The organism is Aeromicrobium sp. SP1, from assembly GCF_055663785.1.
Window position 1 is genome coordinate 1637001 of sequence record NZ_JBQVVK010000001.1, and the last position, 14646, is coordinate 1651646.

General features: G+C 70.0%; 18 protein-coding genes. 6 read left to right on the forward strand and 12 right to left on the reverse strand.

The window, feature by feature from the left end:
* Positions 1 to 13 precede the first annotated feature (13 nt).
* From ACT26F_RS07965 to ACT26F_RS07990, 6 genes are all read right to left on the reverse strand, one after another.
* Positions 14 to 919: a tetratricopeptide repeat protein gene (locus ACT26F_RS07965; RefSeq protein ID WP_471669978.1), complete on the reverse strand. Its 906-nt coding sequence runs from the start codon at positions 917 to 919 to the stop codon at positions 14 to 16.
* A gap of 22 nt (positions 920 to 941) precedes the next feature.
* Positions 942 to 1604 carry a PH domain-containing protein gene (locus tag ACT26F_RS07970; RefSeq protein WP_471669979.1) on the reverse strand — a complete coding sequence of 221 codons (663 nt, stop codon included), beginning with the start codon at positions 1602 to 1604 and terminating at the stop codon, positions 942 to 944.
* An 11-nt stretch (positions 1605 to 1615) separates the two neighbouring features.
* Entirely contained in the window at positions 1616 to 1768 is a 153-nt protein-coding gene (locus ACT26F_RS07975) for a hypothetical protein (protein ID WP_471669981.1), read from the reverse strand.
* Between the two features lie 57 nt (positions 1769 to 1825).
* Positions 1826 to 2782 carry a methylmalonyl Co-A mutase-associated GTPase MeaB gene (gene meaB, locus ACT26F_RS07980; RefSeq protein WP_471669982.1) on the reverse strand — a complete coding sequence of 319 codons (957 nt, stop codon included), beginning with the start codon at positions 2780 to 2782 and terminating at the stop codon, positions 1826 to 1828.
* Positions 2783 to 2808: 26 nt separating this feature from the next.
* Positions 2809 to 3999, reverse strand: a complete 1191-nt coding sequence (locus ACT26F_RS07985; protein ID WP_471669983.1) for an acetyl-CoA C-acetyltransferase — start codon at positions 3997 to 3999, stop codon at positions 2809 to 2811.
* Positions 4000 to 4076: 77 nt separating this feature from the next.
* A complete protein-coding gene (locus ACT26F_RS07990) occupies positions 4077 to 4502 on the reverse strand; it encodes a pyridoxamine 5'-phosphate oxidase family protein (protein ID WP_471669984.1) in 426 nt (141 codons plus the stop codon).
* A 65-nt stretch (positions 4503 to 4567) separates the two neighbouring features.
* Between ACT26F_RS07990 and mce the strand changes: the two genes are divergently transcribed.
* From mce to ACT26F_RS08005, 3 genes are all read left to right on the forward strand, one after another.
* Positions 4568 to 5017 carry a methylmalonyl-CoA epimerase gene (mce, locus tag ACT26F_RS07995; protein WP_471669985.1) on the forward strand — a complete coding sequence of 150 codons (450 nt, stop codon included), beginning with the start codon at positions 4568 to 4570 and terminating at the stop codon, positions 5015 to 5017.
* A gap of 83 nt (positions 5018 to 5100) precedes the next feature.
* The gene (gene ccrA, locus ACT26F_RS08000; RefSeq protein WP_471669986.1) at positions 5101 to 6438 is read left to right on the forward strand and encodes a crotonyl-CoA carboxylase/reductase; all 1338 of its coding nucleotides are present in this window, start codon (positions 5101 to 5103) and stop codon (positions 6436 to 6438) included.
* An 11-nt stretch (positions 6439 to 6449) separates the two neighbouring features.
* The gene (locus ACT26F_RS08005) at positions 6450 to 7487 is read left to right on the forward strand and encodes a heparan-alpha-glucosaminide N-acetyltransferase domain-containing protein (RefSeq protein ID WP_471669987.1); all 1038 of its coding nucleotides are present in this window, start codon (positions 6450 to 6452) and stop codon (positions 7485 to 7487) included.
* A gap of 26 nt (positions 7488 to 7513) precedes the next feature.
* Here the strand turns inward: ACT26F_RS08005 and ACT26F_RS08010 are convergent, their stop codons facing one another.
* Both ACT26F_RS08010 and ACT26F_RS08015 read right to left on the reverse strand, forming a co-directional pair.
* Positions 7514 to 7792 (reverse strand): hypothetical protein, encoded by a 279-nt coding sequence (locus ACT26F_RS08010; protein ID WP_471669988.1) that lies wholly within the window; start codon positions 7790 to 7792, stop codon positions 7514 to 7516.
* A gap of 19 nt (positions 7793 to 7811) precedes the next feature.
* On the reverse strand, positions 7812 to 8999 hold the full coding sequence (locus ACT26F_RS08015) for a 3-hydroxyacyl-CoA dehydrogenase NAD-binding domain-containing protein (RefSeq protein ID WP_471669989.1): 1188 nt from the start codon (positions 8997 to 8999) through the stop codon (positions 7812 to 7814).
* Positions 9000 to 9096: 97 nt separating this feature from the next.
* Here ACT26F_RS08015 and ACT26F_RS08020 point away from each other — a divergent pair, with 97 nt between their 5' ends.
* Positions 9097 to 9468 (forward strand): hypothetical protein, encoded by a 372-nt coding sequence (locus ACT26F_RS08020; protein WP_471669990.1) that lies wholly within the window; start codon positions 9097 to 9099, stop codon positions 9466 to 9468.
* Complete coding sequence (gene nucS, locus ACT26F_RS08025) at positions 9465 to 10142, forward strand: endonuclease NucS (protein ID WP_471669991.1); 678 nt, start codon at positions 9465 to 9467, stop codon at positions 10140 to 10142. The genes ACT26F_RS08020 and nucS overlap by 4 nt, the downstream gene beginning before the upstream one ends.
* Before the next feature lie 23 nt (positions 10143 to 10165).
* Here nucS and ACT26F_RS08030 read toward each other — a convergent pair whose 3' ends face one another.
* Together ACT26F_RS08030 and ACT26F_RS08035 are read right to left on the reverse strand one after the other, a co-directional pair.
* Positions 10166 to 11113: an endonuclease/exonuclease/phosphatase family protein gene (locus ACT26F_RS08030; RefSeq protein ID WP_471669993.1), complete on the reverse strand. Its 948-nt coding sequence runs from the start codon at positions 11111 to 11113 to the stop codon at positions 10166 to 10168.
* Positions 11114 to 11126: 13 nt separating this feature from the next.
* Positions 11127 to 11651: a ferritin gene (locus ACT26F_RS08035; RefSeq protein ID WP_471669994.1), complete on the reverse strand. Its 525-nt coding sequence runs from the start codon at positions 11649 to 11651 to the stop codon at positions 11127 to 11129.
* Between the two features lie 55 nt (positions 11652 to 11706).
* Between ACT26F_RS08035 and ACT26F_RS08040 the strand changes: the two genes are divergently transcribed.
* Positions 11707 to 11889: a hypothetical protein gene (locus ACT26F_RS08040; protein ID WP_471669995.1), complete on the forward strand. Its 183-nt coding sequence runs from the start codon at positions 11707 to 11709 to the stop codon at positions 11887 to 11889.
* Between the two features lie 102 nt (positions 11890 to 11991).
* On the opposite strand, the gene ACT26F_RS08045 is transcribed toward ACT26F_RS08040, so the two are convergent.
* The gene (locus tag ACT26F_RS08045) at positions 11992 to 13989 is read right to left on the reverse strand and encodes a protein meaA (RefSeq protein WP_471669996.1); all 1998 of its coding nucleotides are present in this window, start codon (positions 13987 to 13989) and stop codon (positions 11992 to 11994) included.
* Between the two features lie 58 nt (positions 13990 to 14047).
* Positions 14048 to 14629 carry a cob(I)yrinic acid a,c-diamide adenosyltransferase gene (locus ACT26F_RS08050; RefSeq protein WP_471669997.1) on the reverse strand — a complete coding sequence of 194 codons (582 nt, stop codon included), beginning with the start codon at positions 14627 to 14629 and terminating at the stop codon, positions 14048 to 14050.
* Positions 14630 to 14646: the final 17 nt, after the last annotated feature.

The window sequence follows — 14646 nt, forward strand, 5'->3', positions numbered from 1 at the left end:
AAACCGACACCCGTCAGAACAGGGCGGCGGCGAGGGCGCGGCGGGCGAGCGCGACGCGGGGGTCGGTCAGCCCGACGACGGTGAACAGGTCGAGCAGGTGCTCGCGCACGCGCTCGCGATCGTCCTCGCTCGTGCGCTTGACCAGACCGATGAGCCGGCCGAAGGCGTCGTCGACGTGACCTCCGCTGACGTCCAGGTCGGCGACCAGCAGCTGGGCGTCGAGGTCGTCCGGGGCGTCCGCCGCGGCCTGGCGCGCGGCCTGCAGGTCGGTACCCGCGACGCGCGCGTACAGCCGCGTCGCCGCGAGCCGCTCGGCGATCTCCGCGTCCGCGGGGCTCTGGGCGAGCAGTCGCTCGTACTCGGCGACGGCGGCGTCGAAGTCACCGCGGGCGTAGGCCTCGTCGGCGACGGCGAACCGCGGATCGTCCGCCGGGTCCTCGGGCTCCTCGGCCACCGGCGCACTCGACGGCTCGGCGCGCCCCGTGAGGCCGTTCTGCTGGGCCAGCCGCACCAGCTCGTCGAAGTAGCGGCGCACCTCCGAGGCCTCGACCGTGCCCTGGAACAGCGGCACCGGCTGACCCTGGACGAGTCCCACCACGAACGGGACGGCGCGCACCTGCAGGGCCTGCCCGATGCCCGGGTTGGCGTCGACGTCGACCCGCGCCAGCTGCAGGACGCCGCCGTACGCCGACGTGGCCTGGGCCAGCACCTCGTTGAAGTCCACGCTCTGCTGCGAACGCGGCGACCAGACGCTCAGCACCACGAGGTGCCGCATCGAGGCGTCGACGATGCTCTGGAAGTCGGCCTCGGTCACGTCGACCGCGTAGATCGCGCCGTCACCGGCCGGGGCGGCACCGGGTTCGGGTCGCGGCTTCGCCAAGGAGGACAGGTCGAACGCGCCGGGCTGCGAGAAGCTCATGGAGCCAGTCTAGGAACCACGCTCACAGGCCGGTGATCGGATCGGTCGTCTCGACGTCCGACACGGGCGACTCGTCGCGGTGCCGCTCGGGCGCGGAGGCGATCCGCTCGCGCCGACGGTTCTCCTTGTTCACCGCGTCGTTGATCTGGCGATCGACGGTGAAGATGTCCGGCACGAACTTGATCTCCCGCAGGCCCTGCTCCTGGGCGGCGGACTCGAAGACGAAGTGGCCGTAGTCGAGGATCCGGCCCAGCGGAGGGCGCGTCATCGTCATGTCCAGGATGCGATTGATCGGCATCGTCGCGACCCGGGCGGTGAGGACCCCACTGAGTCGCACGACGCGCCAGTTGGTCACGACGAAGACGTCGCGCCACTCGACGTAGGCGCGCACCATCGTGACGAGCAGGGCGATCACGGCGATCAGGAACAGCAGCTGGGTCGCGGTGTTCCAGCGCGCCGCCACGAGCGCGAGCGCCACGAACACACCGACGGCCGCGAGCGGGACCGGGTAGTAGACGGCGATGTGCTTGGGCACGACCCGCAGCACCTTCTCGCCGTCGCGCGGATTGAGCCGCGCGAGCAGCCGGGGATTGGCGTGCGGGTCGGGGAACGGGTGGTGGACGCGATGCCAGAACCGCCGCGTCCAGCCGGGCGGAGCCTCTTCGATTCCCAGACGCTCGTCCATCGGCACGGGCCTCAGAGGAACTCGGAGAGGAAGACCCCCACCTGCGAGAACGCCTCCACGGTGACGTCGTAGATCGACCGGACGGTGTCTGCTGCGGCCGACGGGGACGACAGCAGGTACCAGAGCACGAAGAGCCCCACGACCAGGATGACTGCCTTCTTCACGCAGACAGTTCTACCCGAGGGTAGTGCCGAGATGACGGAGGCACGACCGGAATGAGCTCATTCGTCTGCGTCGCCCAGCAGGACGTCGGCCGCCGAGAACGGGTCGATCCGTCCGGCGTACACGTCGGCGGCCAGCTCGGTGAGCCGGTCTCCCCCGTCGACGACGAAGCGTCGTCGTACGTGGTCCAGCGCGATCGCCTGGACCTCACGGCGCAGTCGGGAGGTCCGCCGGCCGGCCAACTGGCCGGTCGAGCGCAGGTGCTCGGCGTGGGCCTCGAGGTCGTCGACGAGCTCGGCGATGCCCTGTCCCTCGGTCGCGACCGTGAGGTCGATCGGCCGCTTCCAGCCGTCCTCGTGACTGGACATCGACAGCATCGTGCGCAGTTCTCGGCGCGTGGTCGTGGCACCGTCGCGGTCGGCCTTGTTGATGCAGAACACGTCGCCGATCTCCAGGATCCCGGCCTTGGCCGCCTGGATCCCGTCACCCATGCCCGGCGCGAGCAGGACGACGGTCGTGTCGGCCAGACCGGCGACCTCGACCTCGGACTGTCCCACGCCGACCGTCTCGAGCAGGACGACGTCGCAGCCGGCCGCGTCGAGGACGCGGATCGCGTGCGGCGTGGCCCACGACAGGCCGCCCAGGTGGCCCCGGCTGGCCATCGACCGGATGAACACCTCGGGGTCGGTCGCGTGCTCGCCCATGCGGATGCGGTCGCCGAGCAGCGCTCCCCCACTGAACGGCGAGGTGGGATCGACCGCAAGCACCCCGACGCGCCGGCCCCGCGCACGCAGCTCGGTGACGAGGGCCGAGGTCGTGGTCGACTTGCCCACGCCCGGCGATCCCGTCAGCCCGATCACGTGCGCATGGCCCACGAGCGGCGCGAGTGCCGCGCTGACCTCGCGCAGGTGGTCGGACTCGGTCTCGACGAGGGTGATCAGACGCGCCACCGACCTGGCCTCGCCGGCTTGCGCCCGCGTGACCAGGTCGGTGACGTCGATGTTCCTGGGGTTCAACGCCCGCGTCCGCGACGATGCAGTGCTCAGGCCTTCGGGACGCGGATGATCAGGGCGTCGCCCTGGCCACCGCCGCCGCACAGGGCGGCCGCGCCGACGCCGCCGCCGCGCCGACCCAGCTCGAGCGCCAGGTGCAGGACGATGCGCGCGCCGCTCATGCCGATCGGGTGACCGAGCGAGATCGCGCCGCCGTTGACGTTGACCTTGTCCTGCGAGACGCCCATCTTCTTGGCCGACACGATGCCGACGGCCGCGAACGCCTCGTTGAGCTCGAACAGGTCGATGTCGGCGACGTCGATGCCCTCCTTCGCGGCGGCCTTCGCGATCGCGTTGGCCGGCTGCTCCTGCAGCGTCGAGTCGGGGCCCGACACGTTGCCGTGCGCGCCGATCTCGGCGATCCACGACAGGCCGAGCTCCTCGGCCTTGGCCTTGCTCATGACGACGACCGCGGCGGCGCCGTCGGAGATCTGGCTGGCGGTGCCGGCCGTGACGGTGCCCTCCTTCGAGAACGCCGGGCGCAGGCGGCCCAGCGACTCCGTCGTGGTGTCACCGCGCACGCCCTCGTCGGCCGAGACGACGATCGGGTCGCCCTTGCGCTGCGGGATCTCGACGGGGACGATCTCGTCGTCGAAGAGGCCATTCTTCTGCGCCTCGGCGGCCAGCTGGTGCGAGCGGGCGCCGAACGCGTCCTGCTCCTCGCGGGTGAGGGTGTCCAACGTGGCGTTGCGCTGCTCGGTGAGCGAGCCCATCGCCTGGTCGGTCAGCGCGTCCCACAGGCCGTCGTACTCCATGTGGTCGAGCATCGTGGTCTTGCCGTACTTGAAGCCGTCGCGCGAGCCCTTGAGCAGGTGCGGCGCCTGGGTCATCGACTCCTGGCCGCCGGCCACGACGACGTCGTACTCGCCGGCGCGGATCAGCTGGTCGGCCAGCGCGATCGCGTTGATGCCCGAGAGGCACACCTTGTTGACGGTGATCGCCGGCACGTCGAGCGGGATGCCGCCCTTGAACGCCGCCTGGCGCGCGGGCACCTGGCCGGCTCCTGCTCCCAGGACCTGGCCCATGATCACGTAGTCGACCTGGTCGCCGGTGATGCCGGCCTTCTCGAGGGCGCCCTTGATGGCGATGCCTCCGAGGTCGGACCCGGACAGGGTCTTCAGGCCGCCTTGGAGGCGACCAATGGGGGTGCGGGCCCCGGCGACGATGACGGACTGGGTCATGGAACGTGCTCCTTCGGTGCGTGCGTTGGGGTCACTGTACCCGCGGGTGACATCGCGCCGACGGGGCGTGCGTCACGTCACATCACGGGCTGGCGCTCCGGCTCCGGCCCGAGCCGGAAGTGCCGTCCGGTGACCTCGCTGACCTCGATCGCGATGAGGTGGTACTTCAGCGTGGGTATCCAGGGGTGCAGCCCCGAGAGGTCGTACTGCGCGGCCTCGGCCTCGTGGTCGATCTCGCGGGCGATCCCCTTCGCGACGACGCTGAGGGCGCGGTCGCCCTCGATGCGGTCGATCTCGAAGGCGACGTGACTGTCGATGACGATGCCGATGAGCTTGGTGCCCTCGGCGGTGCGGAACAGGATCGTGCGCCGGTCGACCGTGTAGTTGATCGGGAAGATCTCCGGCTGGCCCGCGATGGCCAGCGCCAGGCGCCCGAACGTCTGCTCGGCCAGGTGGTCCCAGGCCTCGGTCTCCGTCATGGAGGTGATGGGTTCGGTGTCCATGCCTCATTCTCCCGCGGTTCGGGGTGCATCCGCAGGGGACGCCGGGCCCGACTACGCTTCGCGACATGACCAGCGAAAGCCTTGTTCCGGGCCACCTGCTCACCGCCATCGACCACGTCGGCATCGCCGTCCCCGACCTCGACGAGGCCATCGAGTTCTACTCGCGCGTCTTCGGCCTCGAGTCGATCCACGAGGAGGTCAACGAGGAGCAGGGCGTCCGCGAGGCCATGCTGGCCGTCGGCGACTCCGGATCGTGCATCCAGCTGCTCGCGCCGCTGAACGCGTCGTCGACGATCGCCAAGTTCCTCGACCGCAGTGGTCCGGGCCTGCAGCAGTTGGCGTACCGTGTGACCGACATCGACGCGGTCACGACCACCCTGCGCGACCGTGGCGTGCGGCTCCTCTACGACACCCCCAAGCGGGGCACGTCGAACAGCCGCGTCAACTTCGTCCACCCGAAGGACGCCGGCGGCGTCCTGGTCGAGTTGGTCCAGCCCGCCGCATCCTCGCACTGAACCGAGGCTGCGGTCGCGGCCGAAGTTTCTCGCCAGTAACATCTGGCACGCCCCCACGTCAGCACCGACGCGAAGGAAGATCAGTGCAGCACATCCTCGACGCCATCCTGTCCGGCGATCGTCACGCCGAGACCTACCAGAACCTCGAGCTCCCCGAGACCTACCGGGCCATCACGGTCCACAAGGACGAGGAGAACATGTTCGAGGGGATCGCCTCCCGGGACAAGGACCCGCGCAAGAGCCTCCACCTCGACGACGTCCCCCTGCCCGAGCTCGCGCCGGGTGAGGCGCTCGTCGCCGTGATGGCGAGCGCGATCAACTACAACACCGTCTGGACGTCGATCTTCGAGCCGGTCTCGACCTTCGGCTTCCTCGAGCGCTACGGCCGGCTCTCGGAGTTCACGAAGCGCCACGACCTGCCGTACCACATCGTCGGCTCCGACCTGGCCGGCGTCGTACTGCGTACGGGCCCGGGCGTCAACGCCTGGAAGCCGGGCGCCGAGGTCGTCGCGCACTGCCTCTCGGTCGAGCTCGAGAGCCCCGACGGCCACGACGACACGATGATGGACCCGCAGCAGCGCATCTGGGGCTTCGAGACGAACTTCGGCGGCCTGGCCGAGCTCGCGATCGTCAAGTCCAACCAGCTCATGCCCAAGCCGGGTCACCTGAGCTGGGAGGAGGCCGCGTCCCCCGGACTGGTCAACTCCACCGCCTACCGCCAGCTCGTCAGCAAGAACGGCGCGAACATGAAGCAGGGCGACGTCGTCCTCGTCTGGGGCGCCTCGGGCGGCCTGGGCTCGTACGCGACGCAGATGGTGCTCAACGGCGGCGGCATCCCGGTGTGCGTCGTGTCCAGCCCCGACAAGGCCGAGATCGTGCGCTCGCTCGGCGCCGAGCACATCATCGACCGCTCGGCCGAGGGCTACAAGTTCTGGAAGGACGAGCACAACCAGGACCCCTCCGAGTGGAAGCGGTTCGGCAAGAAGATCCGCGAGCTCACCGGCGGCGAGGACCCGGACATCGTCTTCGAGCACCCGGGTCGCGAGACCTTCGGCGCCTCGGTCTACGTCGCGCGCAAGGGCGGCACGATCATCACGTGCGCGTCGACGTCGGGCTACCTGCACCAGTACGACAACCGCTACCTCTGGATGAACCTCAAGAACATCAAGAGCTCGCACTTCGCGAACTACCGCGAGGCGTTCGAGGCGAACCGGCTCATCGACAAGGGCCTCATCCACCCGACCGTGTCGAAGGTGTACAAGCTCGAGGACACCGGCCAGGCCGCCCTCGACGTGCACCACAACCGGCACCAGGGCAAGGTCGGCGTCCTCGCGCTGGCCCCCGAGGAGGGACTGGGCGTGACGGACGAGGCGAAGCGCGCCAAGCACCTCACGGAGATCAACCGCTTCCGCGGCATCTGATCGCCACGACGATGACGCGGGTCCGCGGGCTGGATGCAGCTCGCGGACTCGCGCTCGTCGGCATGGTGGTCGCCCACCTCGACACCCGGATCGAATTCGATCCGGGTGTCGTCGTCTCCTGGCGACACGTCGGCGACGGACGGGCCGCCGTGCTGTTCGTCGTCGTCGCCGGCTGCTCCCTGGCGCTCGCGACCGGAGGCACCTCGCCGCACGACGGCCGGCGCCTGGCCGACGACCGCCTCGCGGTGTTCGTGCGCTCGGCCGTCCTCGCCGTGCTCGGCGCCTTCCTGAGCGCGCTCGGCACCCCGGTCGCCGTGATCCTGAGCTCCTACGCCGTCTACTTCGTGCTCGCGCTGCCGTTCCTGCGGGTGCGGCCGTCCGTGCTCGTCGGGCTCGGGACGGCGTTGGCCGTGCTCGGACCGCTGCTGGTCGCGGCGATCGACCGGTGGTGGCCGGAGTTCGGGGCGAACCCGGTCGGGTCGCTGTTCGTCGGCCAGCCCTACCCTGCCGTGCAGTGGACGGGCTTCCTGCTCGTCGGGCTCGGGCTCGGCCGGCTGCGGACCGCGGCCGACACGGCGCTCGTCGTGGCCGGCGTCGGTCTGGTCGGGGGCGTCATGCTGCACGCCCTCGCCGCGGACGTGACGCAGCGCCTGCTCGCGAGGGATCCTCTCGCCGACGGCCTGCTGGTCACAGCACTCATGGACGACCACCGGTCCCGCAACCCGCTCGAGGCGGCGTCGGTGCTCGCGATCGCGATCGGCGCGCTGGCCCTGCTGCTCGTGGTCACGCCGCGCGCCCGCAACGTGCTGTACCCGCTGGAGGCGGCCGGCCGCATGGCGCTCACGCTCTACGTCGCCCACGTGGTGGCCTACTGGTGGGCGATCCGGCTCGATCCGGCGGTGGCGCAGGGCTCGGCGGCGCTCGCCGGCTGGACACTCGTCGCGGCCCTGCTCTTCGCGAGCGTGTGGTTCGTGCGATTCCCCCGAGGACCCCTCGAGTGGGCCCTGCACCGCATCGTCACGGCCACCGTGGGCCCGCCGGCCCGATGAGTCGCAGCACCATCAGCGCGCGGCGCTCAGCCCCGCCGGCTCCAGCACGCCGCGTGCCAGTGGCGGCGCTCCTCCAACGGGTCGGCGACGAGGAACGACGTCGGCTCCTGCGGCCACACCACGAGATGCGGCGTGGCCGGCGCGATCAGCTGATCGCACCCCGGGCAGCGGTAGCGCTTCTCCGACGTCGCGCCCGTGATCGCGCGGACCCACCACGTCCCGTCGCGCTTGTCGACGAGCTGCTCCGCACGCGACACGGGCCCGCGATTGCGGGCCCGTGCGGCGGATTGCTTGCGGCGGGACATGCCCACCAGTCTAGGTCGCTCAGTACGTGTGGAAGCCGGCCTTGGTCTTGCGGCCGAGGCGGCCCTCCGCGACGGCCTGCTTGAGCGACTCCGCCGGCTGCCAGCCCTCGTGGCCGAAGGCCCCGACGAGCGTCTCCTGGATCGCGAGCGAGACGTCGTTGCCGACGACGTCGAGCAGCTCGAACGGACCCATCGGGAGCTTGGTCTCCTTCATCGCCGTGTCGATCTGCTCCATCGAGGCCTCGCCCGACTCCTGCAGCCTGATCGCGTCGTTGAGGTACGGGAAGAGCAGGGCGTTGACGATGAAGCCGGCGCGGTCGCCGCACGACACGGGGTGCTTGCCCGTCGAGAAGCACAGCGCGCGGACCGTCTCGTCGACGTCCTTGGACGTCTCGTCGGTCGTGACGACCTCGACGAGCTTCATGACCGGCGCCGGGTTGAAGAAGTGCATCCCGATGACGTCGGACGGGCGGCTCGTCGCGTCCGCGCAGGACTTGATCGACAGCGACGAGGTGGTCGTCGCCAGGATCGCTCCGGGCTTGCAGATGCGGTCGAGGTCGCGGAACAGCTGGAGCTTGATGTCCAGGTCCTCCGCGATCGCCTCGACGACGAGGTCGACGTCGCCGAGCGCCTCGCGCTCGGTGGAGCCGGTGAGCCGCTCCAGCACCGAGGACTTGCCGTCCTCGTCGAGCTTGCCGCGCGAGATCGCCCGGTCGAGGTTCTTGGTGATGTAGCCGATGACACCGTCGAGCTTGTCCTGCGACCGCCCGACGTAGACGACGTCGTAGCCGGCCTGCGCGAACACCTGGACGATGCCCGAGGCCATCGTGCCGGTGCCGACGACGCCGACCCGCTCGATCGTGTGGCGCAGTGCGGCCGGAGCGATGTCGGCCTCCTCGCCGGCGAAGGTGCCGCCGTCGGAAGCCTGCTGCCGGAGCACGTCCGCGGGCGCGTGCAGCGGATCGCCGGTGACGGCGAACTGCGCCTCGAGTCCGTCGACGACGGTCTTGGCGCCGAGCGCGTCCACGAGCGCCAGCGGGCCGATCGGGTAGCCGCAGCCGAAGCGCATTCCCGCATCGATGTCGGCCGCCGTGGCGTAGCCCGCGCCATACATCGTGGCGGCGTGGTTGAGGTAGGGGAAGAGCAGCGTTCGGGCGATCCGGCCACCCTCGTCGTCGGCGTTGAGGCGGTCCACGGTCTCCTGCATCGAGAATCTCCTTCGAGGCTTGGCCCGTCGGTACGGTCCCCCGCCGAGCGTTCGTGAAAGACTAGCGTGACAGTCTTGATGTCGTGATGGGAGACCCATGTCCAAACGCCTGATGGTGGCCACCGCCGCGATCGCCCTGCTCGGTGGGCTCGCCGGCTGCGGGACGCAGGACGAGCCGTCGAACACGGCCGCCACGTCCTCGACCACGCCCAGCGCGACGGCCACGACCGATGCCCCGAGCACGGACCTGACGGGCACGTGGCGCTCGGAGGAGGCCGACTGGACCGTCCGGTTCGCCGACGACGGCACGTTCACCTCCGACTTCGAGGGCAACGAGGACTTCCTGTCCGGCTCGTACCGCGTCGAGGGCACGACCGTGTACCTCGACGGCGACGACGGCGTGACCGACGAGGGCATGCTGTCCGGCGACACGATCACGTTCAAGCTCGGCACTCTCGAACGCCAGTGAGGATCGTCGTCGCCCGCTGCCAGGTCGACTACGCCGGCCGGCTGACGGCTCACCTGCCGCTCGCGGTGCGGGTCATCATGGTCAAGTCCGACGGCTCCGTGCTCGTGCACGCCGACGGCGGCTCGTACAAGCCGCTGAACTGGATGAGTCCGCCGTGCACCCTGCGCGAGGGCGTCGCCGACGACGGCGTCGTCGAGTGGACGGTCTCGGCCCAGAAGACCGACGACACGCTGCGCATCCGGCTCGAGGAGGTGCTGCACGACTCGCAGCACGAGCTGGGCGTCGATCCGGGCCTGCAGAAGGACGGGGTCGAGAAGCACCTCCAGGAACTGCTGGCCGAGCACACCGCCACCCTCGGCGAGGGCATGAGCCTCGTCCGCCGTGAGTACATGACCGCGATCGGTCCGGTCGACCTGCTGTGCCGCGACGCCTCGGGCGCCTCGGTCGCCGTCGAGATCAAGCGCCGCGGCGAGATCGACGGTGTCGAGCAGCTGACCCGCTACCTCGAGCTGATGAACCGCGATCCGAAGCTCCGCCCCGTCCGCGGCATCTTCGCCGCCCAGGAGATCAAGCCGCAGGCCCGCACGCTCGCGAACGACCGCGGCATCGAGTGCGTCGTCGTCGACTACAACGAGCTGCGCGGCCTCGACGACCCCTCACTGCGCCTGTTCTGAGGGATCCCGGGACTCGCCCACCGTCAGCGGGTGCAGACCCGCAGGTCGGCCCAGACGGCGCGGTGATCCGTGCCGTCGATGTTCTCGGTGCCGGAGTCCTGCACGCTCAGCCCGCGCACCAGGACGTGGTCGATGTCGGTGAACGGTGGGTACCAGCGATCCTTCGGCCACGTCGAGGTCGGCCAGAACCCGCCGACGTCGAACATCCCCCGCCGGGCGTCGCGGAACGGGGCATGGGCCGCCGAGGCGTTGAAGTCCCCCGCCATGACGAGCGGCTTGCCTCGCTCGCCGCGCTGCCACGCGCCCAACTCGAGCAGGCCTCCGTGCCAGTCCTCGAGCCACGGCGTCGTCGGCGGCTTGGGGTGCACGGCACGCACCAGCACGGAGGTCCCGCCGATGTCGAGCGAGAGCGCCGGCTGCTGGAACGTCGCCGGGGGCAGCTTCGCCGTCGAGGTGACGTCGACCCGCGTCGCCCGGTACCGCGACAGGATCACGGTGCCGTCGGTGGTCGCGTCCTCGGACGTCTGCCCACTGCGGAAGGGGAAGCGCTCGTCCAGGCCGGCCGCGCGCAGGGCCGCGATCATCGCCTCGTTGACCTCCGGCACGATCAGCACGTCGATGTCGTGGCGCTCCACGGCGCTCGCGATCTGGCCGACGTCGGCCTGCGCGAGGTGCGCGTTGATGCTCATGACCGCGAGCCGCTTGTCGCCCGCGTCGCAGTCGGGCCGATTGCTGACGTTGACGATCGTCACGAGCGCCACCGCGATCACCACGAGATTGACGCCGACCGCGAGCCAGGCCCGCAGCACGAGCGCGAGCACGAGCCCCACGACAGCGAACCCGATCCACAACCGGCCGAGCGCCTGGACGGCCGGCAGCCAGGTCGGCGAGATCCGGTCGAGCCACGGCGTCGCCGCAAGCAGCAAGAGGCCGACCGCGGCGACGGTCAGCAGGGCTCGGGCGACGCGCACGTCCCGGACCGATTCAGGCGCCGGCGATCGGCGGCGCGGTCGGGTCGGAGCCCTCGCTGGTCTCCTCGCGGGCGATCCAGTCCTCGATGCGCTCGTAGTCCTGCTTCGAGCGCGTGACGACGGCGAGCAGGTCGCTCATCTTGGAGACCTCCTCGACCTGCTCCTTGATGAACCACTGCATGAACTGGTCCGAGGCGAAGTCGTGGTCCTCACGCGCGATCCGGGTCAGCTCGTTGATCTGGCCGGTCACCCGCTTCTCCTGCGCGAGCGCCAGCTCGACCGGCTCGACGATGTCCGCGAAGTCCATCTTCGGGGCCGCGAGCGCCGGGATGACGACCTGCTGGTCCTGGTCGAGCAGGTACTGGACCATCATCATCGCGTGGTCGCGCTCCTCGAGCGCCTGCGCGTAGAACAGCGCAGCCATCTGCGGCATCGTCAACGCGTCGAAGTATGTCGCAATGCCGACGTACTGCTGGTGCGCGTCGAACTCGTGCCCGATCTGCTCCTGCAGTGCCGTGACGAACTGGTCCGAAGCCATCTCTTCCTCCCTCTGGCGAGGCCAGCCTCACCTCACCGCTGGTACCGTTTCGGTCGTGCCGAAGTCCCCGAAGAAGAAGTGCTGCGTGAGCAAGCCGCGCTGCAAGCGCTGCCCGATCCGCATGATGGCCAATGGCACCCTCCCCGACGGCTACACCGTCAAGAAGCGCAAGCTCGTCAAGGTCAAGAAGAAGAACAAGAAGTCCTCGCCCAAGACCAAGAAGGCGCTCGCGGCCTGACCACCCCTTCCTCGCGATTCGACCTGCGCCGAGCCTAGGGGTGCGAGCGCGAGTTCGCCACGAAGGCGAGCCGAGCCTGACCCAGCGTGTCCCGCCGGACGCTCAGACCGGGAGGTCGTTGGCCTTGCGGATCTCGTCGACGACGCGGCTCATGATGTCGGTCATGCCGAAGTCCTTGGGCGTGAAGACCGCTGCGATACCGGCGGTCTCGAGCTTCTTGCCGTCGGAGTCCGGGATGATTCCGCCCACGATGACCGGGACGTTCGTCAGTCCCGCGTCGGCGAGGCCCTTCTGCACCTCCGGCACGAGCTCCATGTGCGAGCCGGACAGGATCGACAGCCCCACGACGTGCACGTCCTCGGCGACCGCGGCCGCCACGATCTGCTCGGGCGTGAGTCGGATGCCCTGGTAGATGACCTCGAAACCGGCGTCGCGGGCCCGCACGGCGACCTGCTCGGCACCGTTGGAGTGGCCGTCCAGGCCCGGCTTGCCGACCAGGAAGCGCAGACGCCCGCCCAGCTCCTCGCCCGTGGCGCGGACCTTCTCGCGCACCGCCGTCAGCTCCGAACCGGCCTCGACCACGCCACTCACCCCTGCCACGCCCGTGGGCGCCCGGTACTCGCCGAAGACCTCGCGCAGCGCGCCGGCCCATTCGCCGACGGTCGCGCCGGCACGGACGGCATCCAGCGTCGCCGCCATGAGGTTCTCCTCGGTCTTGGCCTTGTCCTGCAGCGCCGTCAGGGCCGCGTCGACGGCGGCCTGGTCACGCTCGGAGCGCCACTGCTGCACGTCCGCGATCGCGTTCGCCTCGGCCTGCGGGTCGGCGACCATGATCGCCGCGTCGAGGTCGGCGGTCAGCGGCGACGGCTCGGTCTCGGTGTAGCTGTTGAGGCCGACGACCTTGATCTCGCCGTTCTCGATCCGGGCCCGGCGCTCGGCGTGCGACGAGACGAGTTCCTGCTTCATGTAGCCCGAGACGACGGCTGCGACGGCGCCGCCCATCGCCTGCACCCGGTCGATCTCGGCCCGGGCGCCCTCGACGAGGTCGTTCACCTTGGCCTCGATGACGTGCGAGCCGTCGAAGATGTCGCCGTACTCGAGCAGGTCGGACTCGTAGGCCAGCACCTGCTGCAGGCGCAGCGACCACTGCTGGTCCCACGGACGCGGCAGACCGAGCGCCTCGTTCCACGCCGGCAGCTGCACGGCGCGCGCCCGGGCGTTCTTGCTGAGGGTGACGCCGAGCATCTCCAGCACGATGCGCTGCACGTTGTTCTCCGGCTGCGCCTCGGTCAGGCCGAGCGAGTTCACCTGGACGCCGTAGCGGAAGCGCCGCATCTTCGGGTCCTTGACGCCGTAGCGGTCGCGCGTGATCTGCTCCCACAGCTCACCGAAGGCGCGCATCTTGCACATCTCCTCGATGAAGCGCACGCCCGCGTTGACGAAGAAGGAGATCCGTCCGACGACCTTCTCGAAGTCCTCGTCCGCGACCTGACCGGAGTCCTTCACCGCGTCGAGCACGGCGATCGCGGTGGAGAGCGCGAACGCCAACTCCTGCACGGGCGTCGCGCCGGCCTCCTGCAGGTGGTAGCTGCAGATGTTGAGCGGGTTCCACTTCGGGATGTTGTTGACGGTGTAGGCGATCATGTCGGTCGTCAGCCGCAGCGAGGCCTCCGGCGGGAACACGTACGTGCCGCGCGAGAGGTACTCCTTGATGATGTCGTTCTGGGTCGTGCCCGCGAGAGCCGCAGGATCGACGCCCTGCTCCTCGGCGGCGACCTGGTACATGCCCAGCAGCCACATCGCCGTGGCGTTGATGGTCATCGACGTGTTCATCTCGGACAACGGGATGTCCTGGAACAGCCGACGCATGGCGCCGAGGTGCGGGATCGGCACGCCGACCTTGCCCACCTCGCCGCGCGACAGCACGTGGTCGGGGTCGTAGCCGGTCTGGGTCGGCAGGTCGAACGCGACCGACAGGCCGGTCTGCCCCTTCGCGAGATTGCGGCGGTAGAGCGCGTTGGACTCGGCGGCGGAACTGTGGCCGGCGTAGGTGCGCATCACCCACGGGCGATCAGGCTGCCCCTGCTTCTCGTGCGACATGGGCCTAGGCTACCGCCGCCCGTACGGCGGTCGGGGCTGGCCTACCCGGAGGTAACGGTCAGGCGCCGCCGCGCTCGCCACCGGGCACCCAGAGCACGTCGCCGTGCTCGCGGTTCGCATGGCGGGCGAGGATGAACAACAGGTCGCTGAGCCGGTTCAGGTACGTGGCCACGAGGATGTTGATCGAGTCGCCGTGCTCCTCGATCGCCGCCCACGCAGCCCGCTCCGCGCGACGCACCACGGTGCGGGCGACGTGCAACTGGGCCGCAGCGGGGCTGCCGCCGGGCAGGATGAACGAGCGCAGCTTCGGCAGCGACTCGTTGAACTGGTCGCACCACTGCTCGAGCCGCTCGACGTAGTCGGGCTCGACGCGCAGCGGGGTGAACTCCGGATCGGGGACGACCGGGTTGCCGACGTCCGAACCCAGGTCGAACAGGTCGTTCTGCACGTGGGTGAGGACCGCGACGACGCCGTCGTCGAGACCGCCGGTCGCGAGGACGACACCGATCTGACTGTTCGCCTCGTCGGCGTCGGCGTAGACCACCAGGCGCGCATCGTTCTTCGACGTGCGGGACATGTCGACGAGGTTGGTGGAGCCGTCGTCACCCGTGCGCGTGTAGATCCGAGTCAGGTTGACCATGCGGCCACCCTAGACGG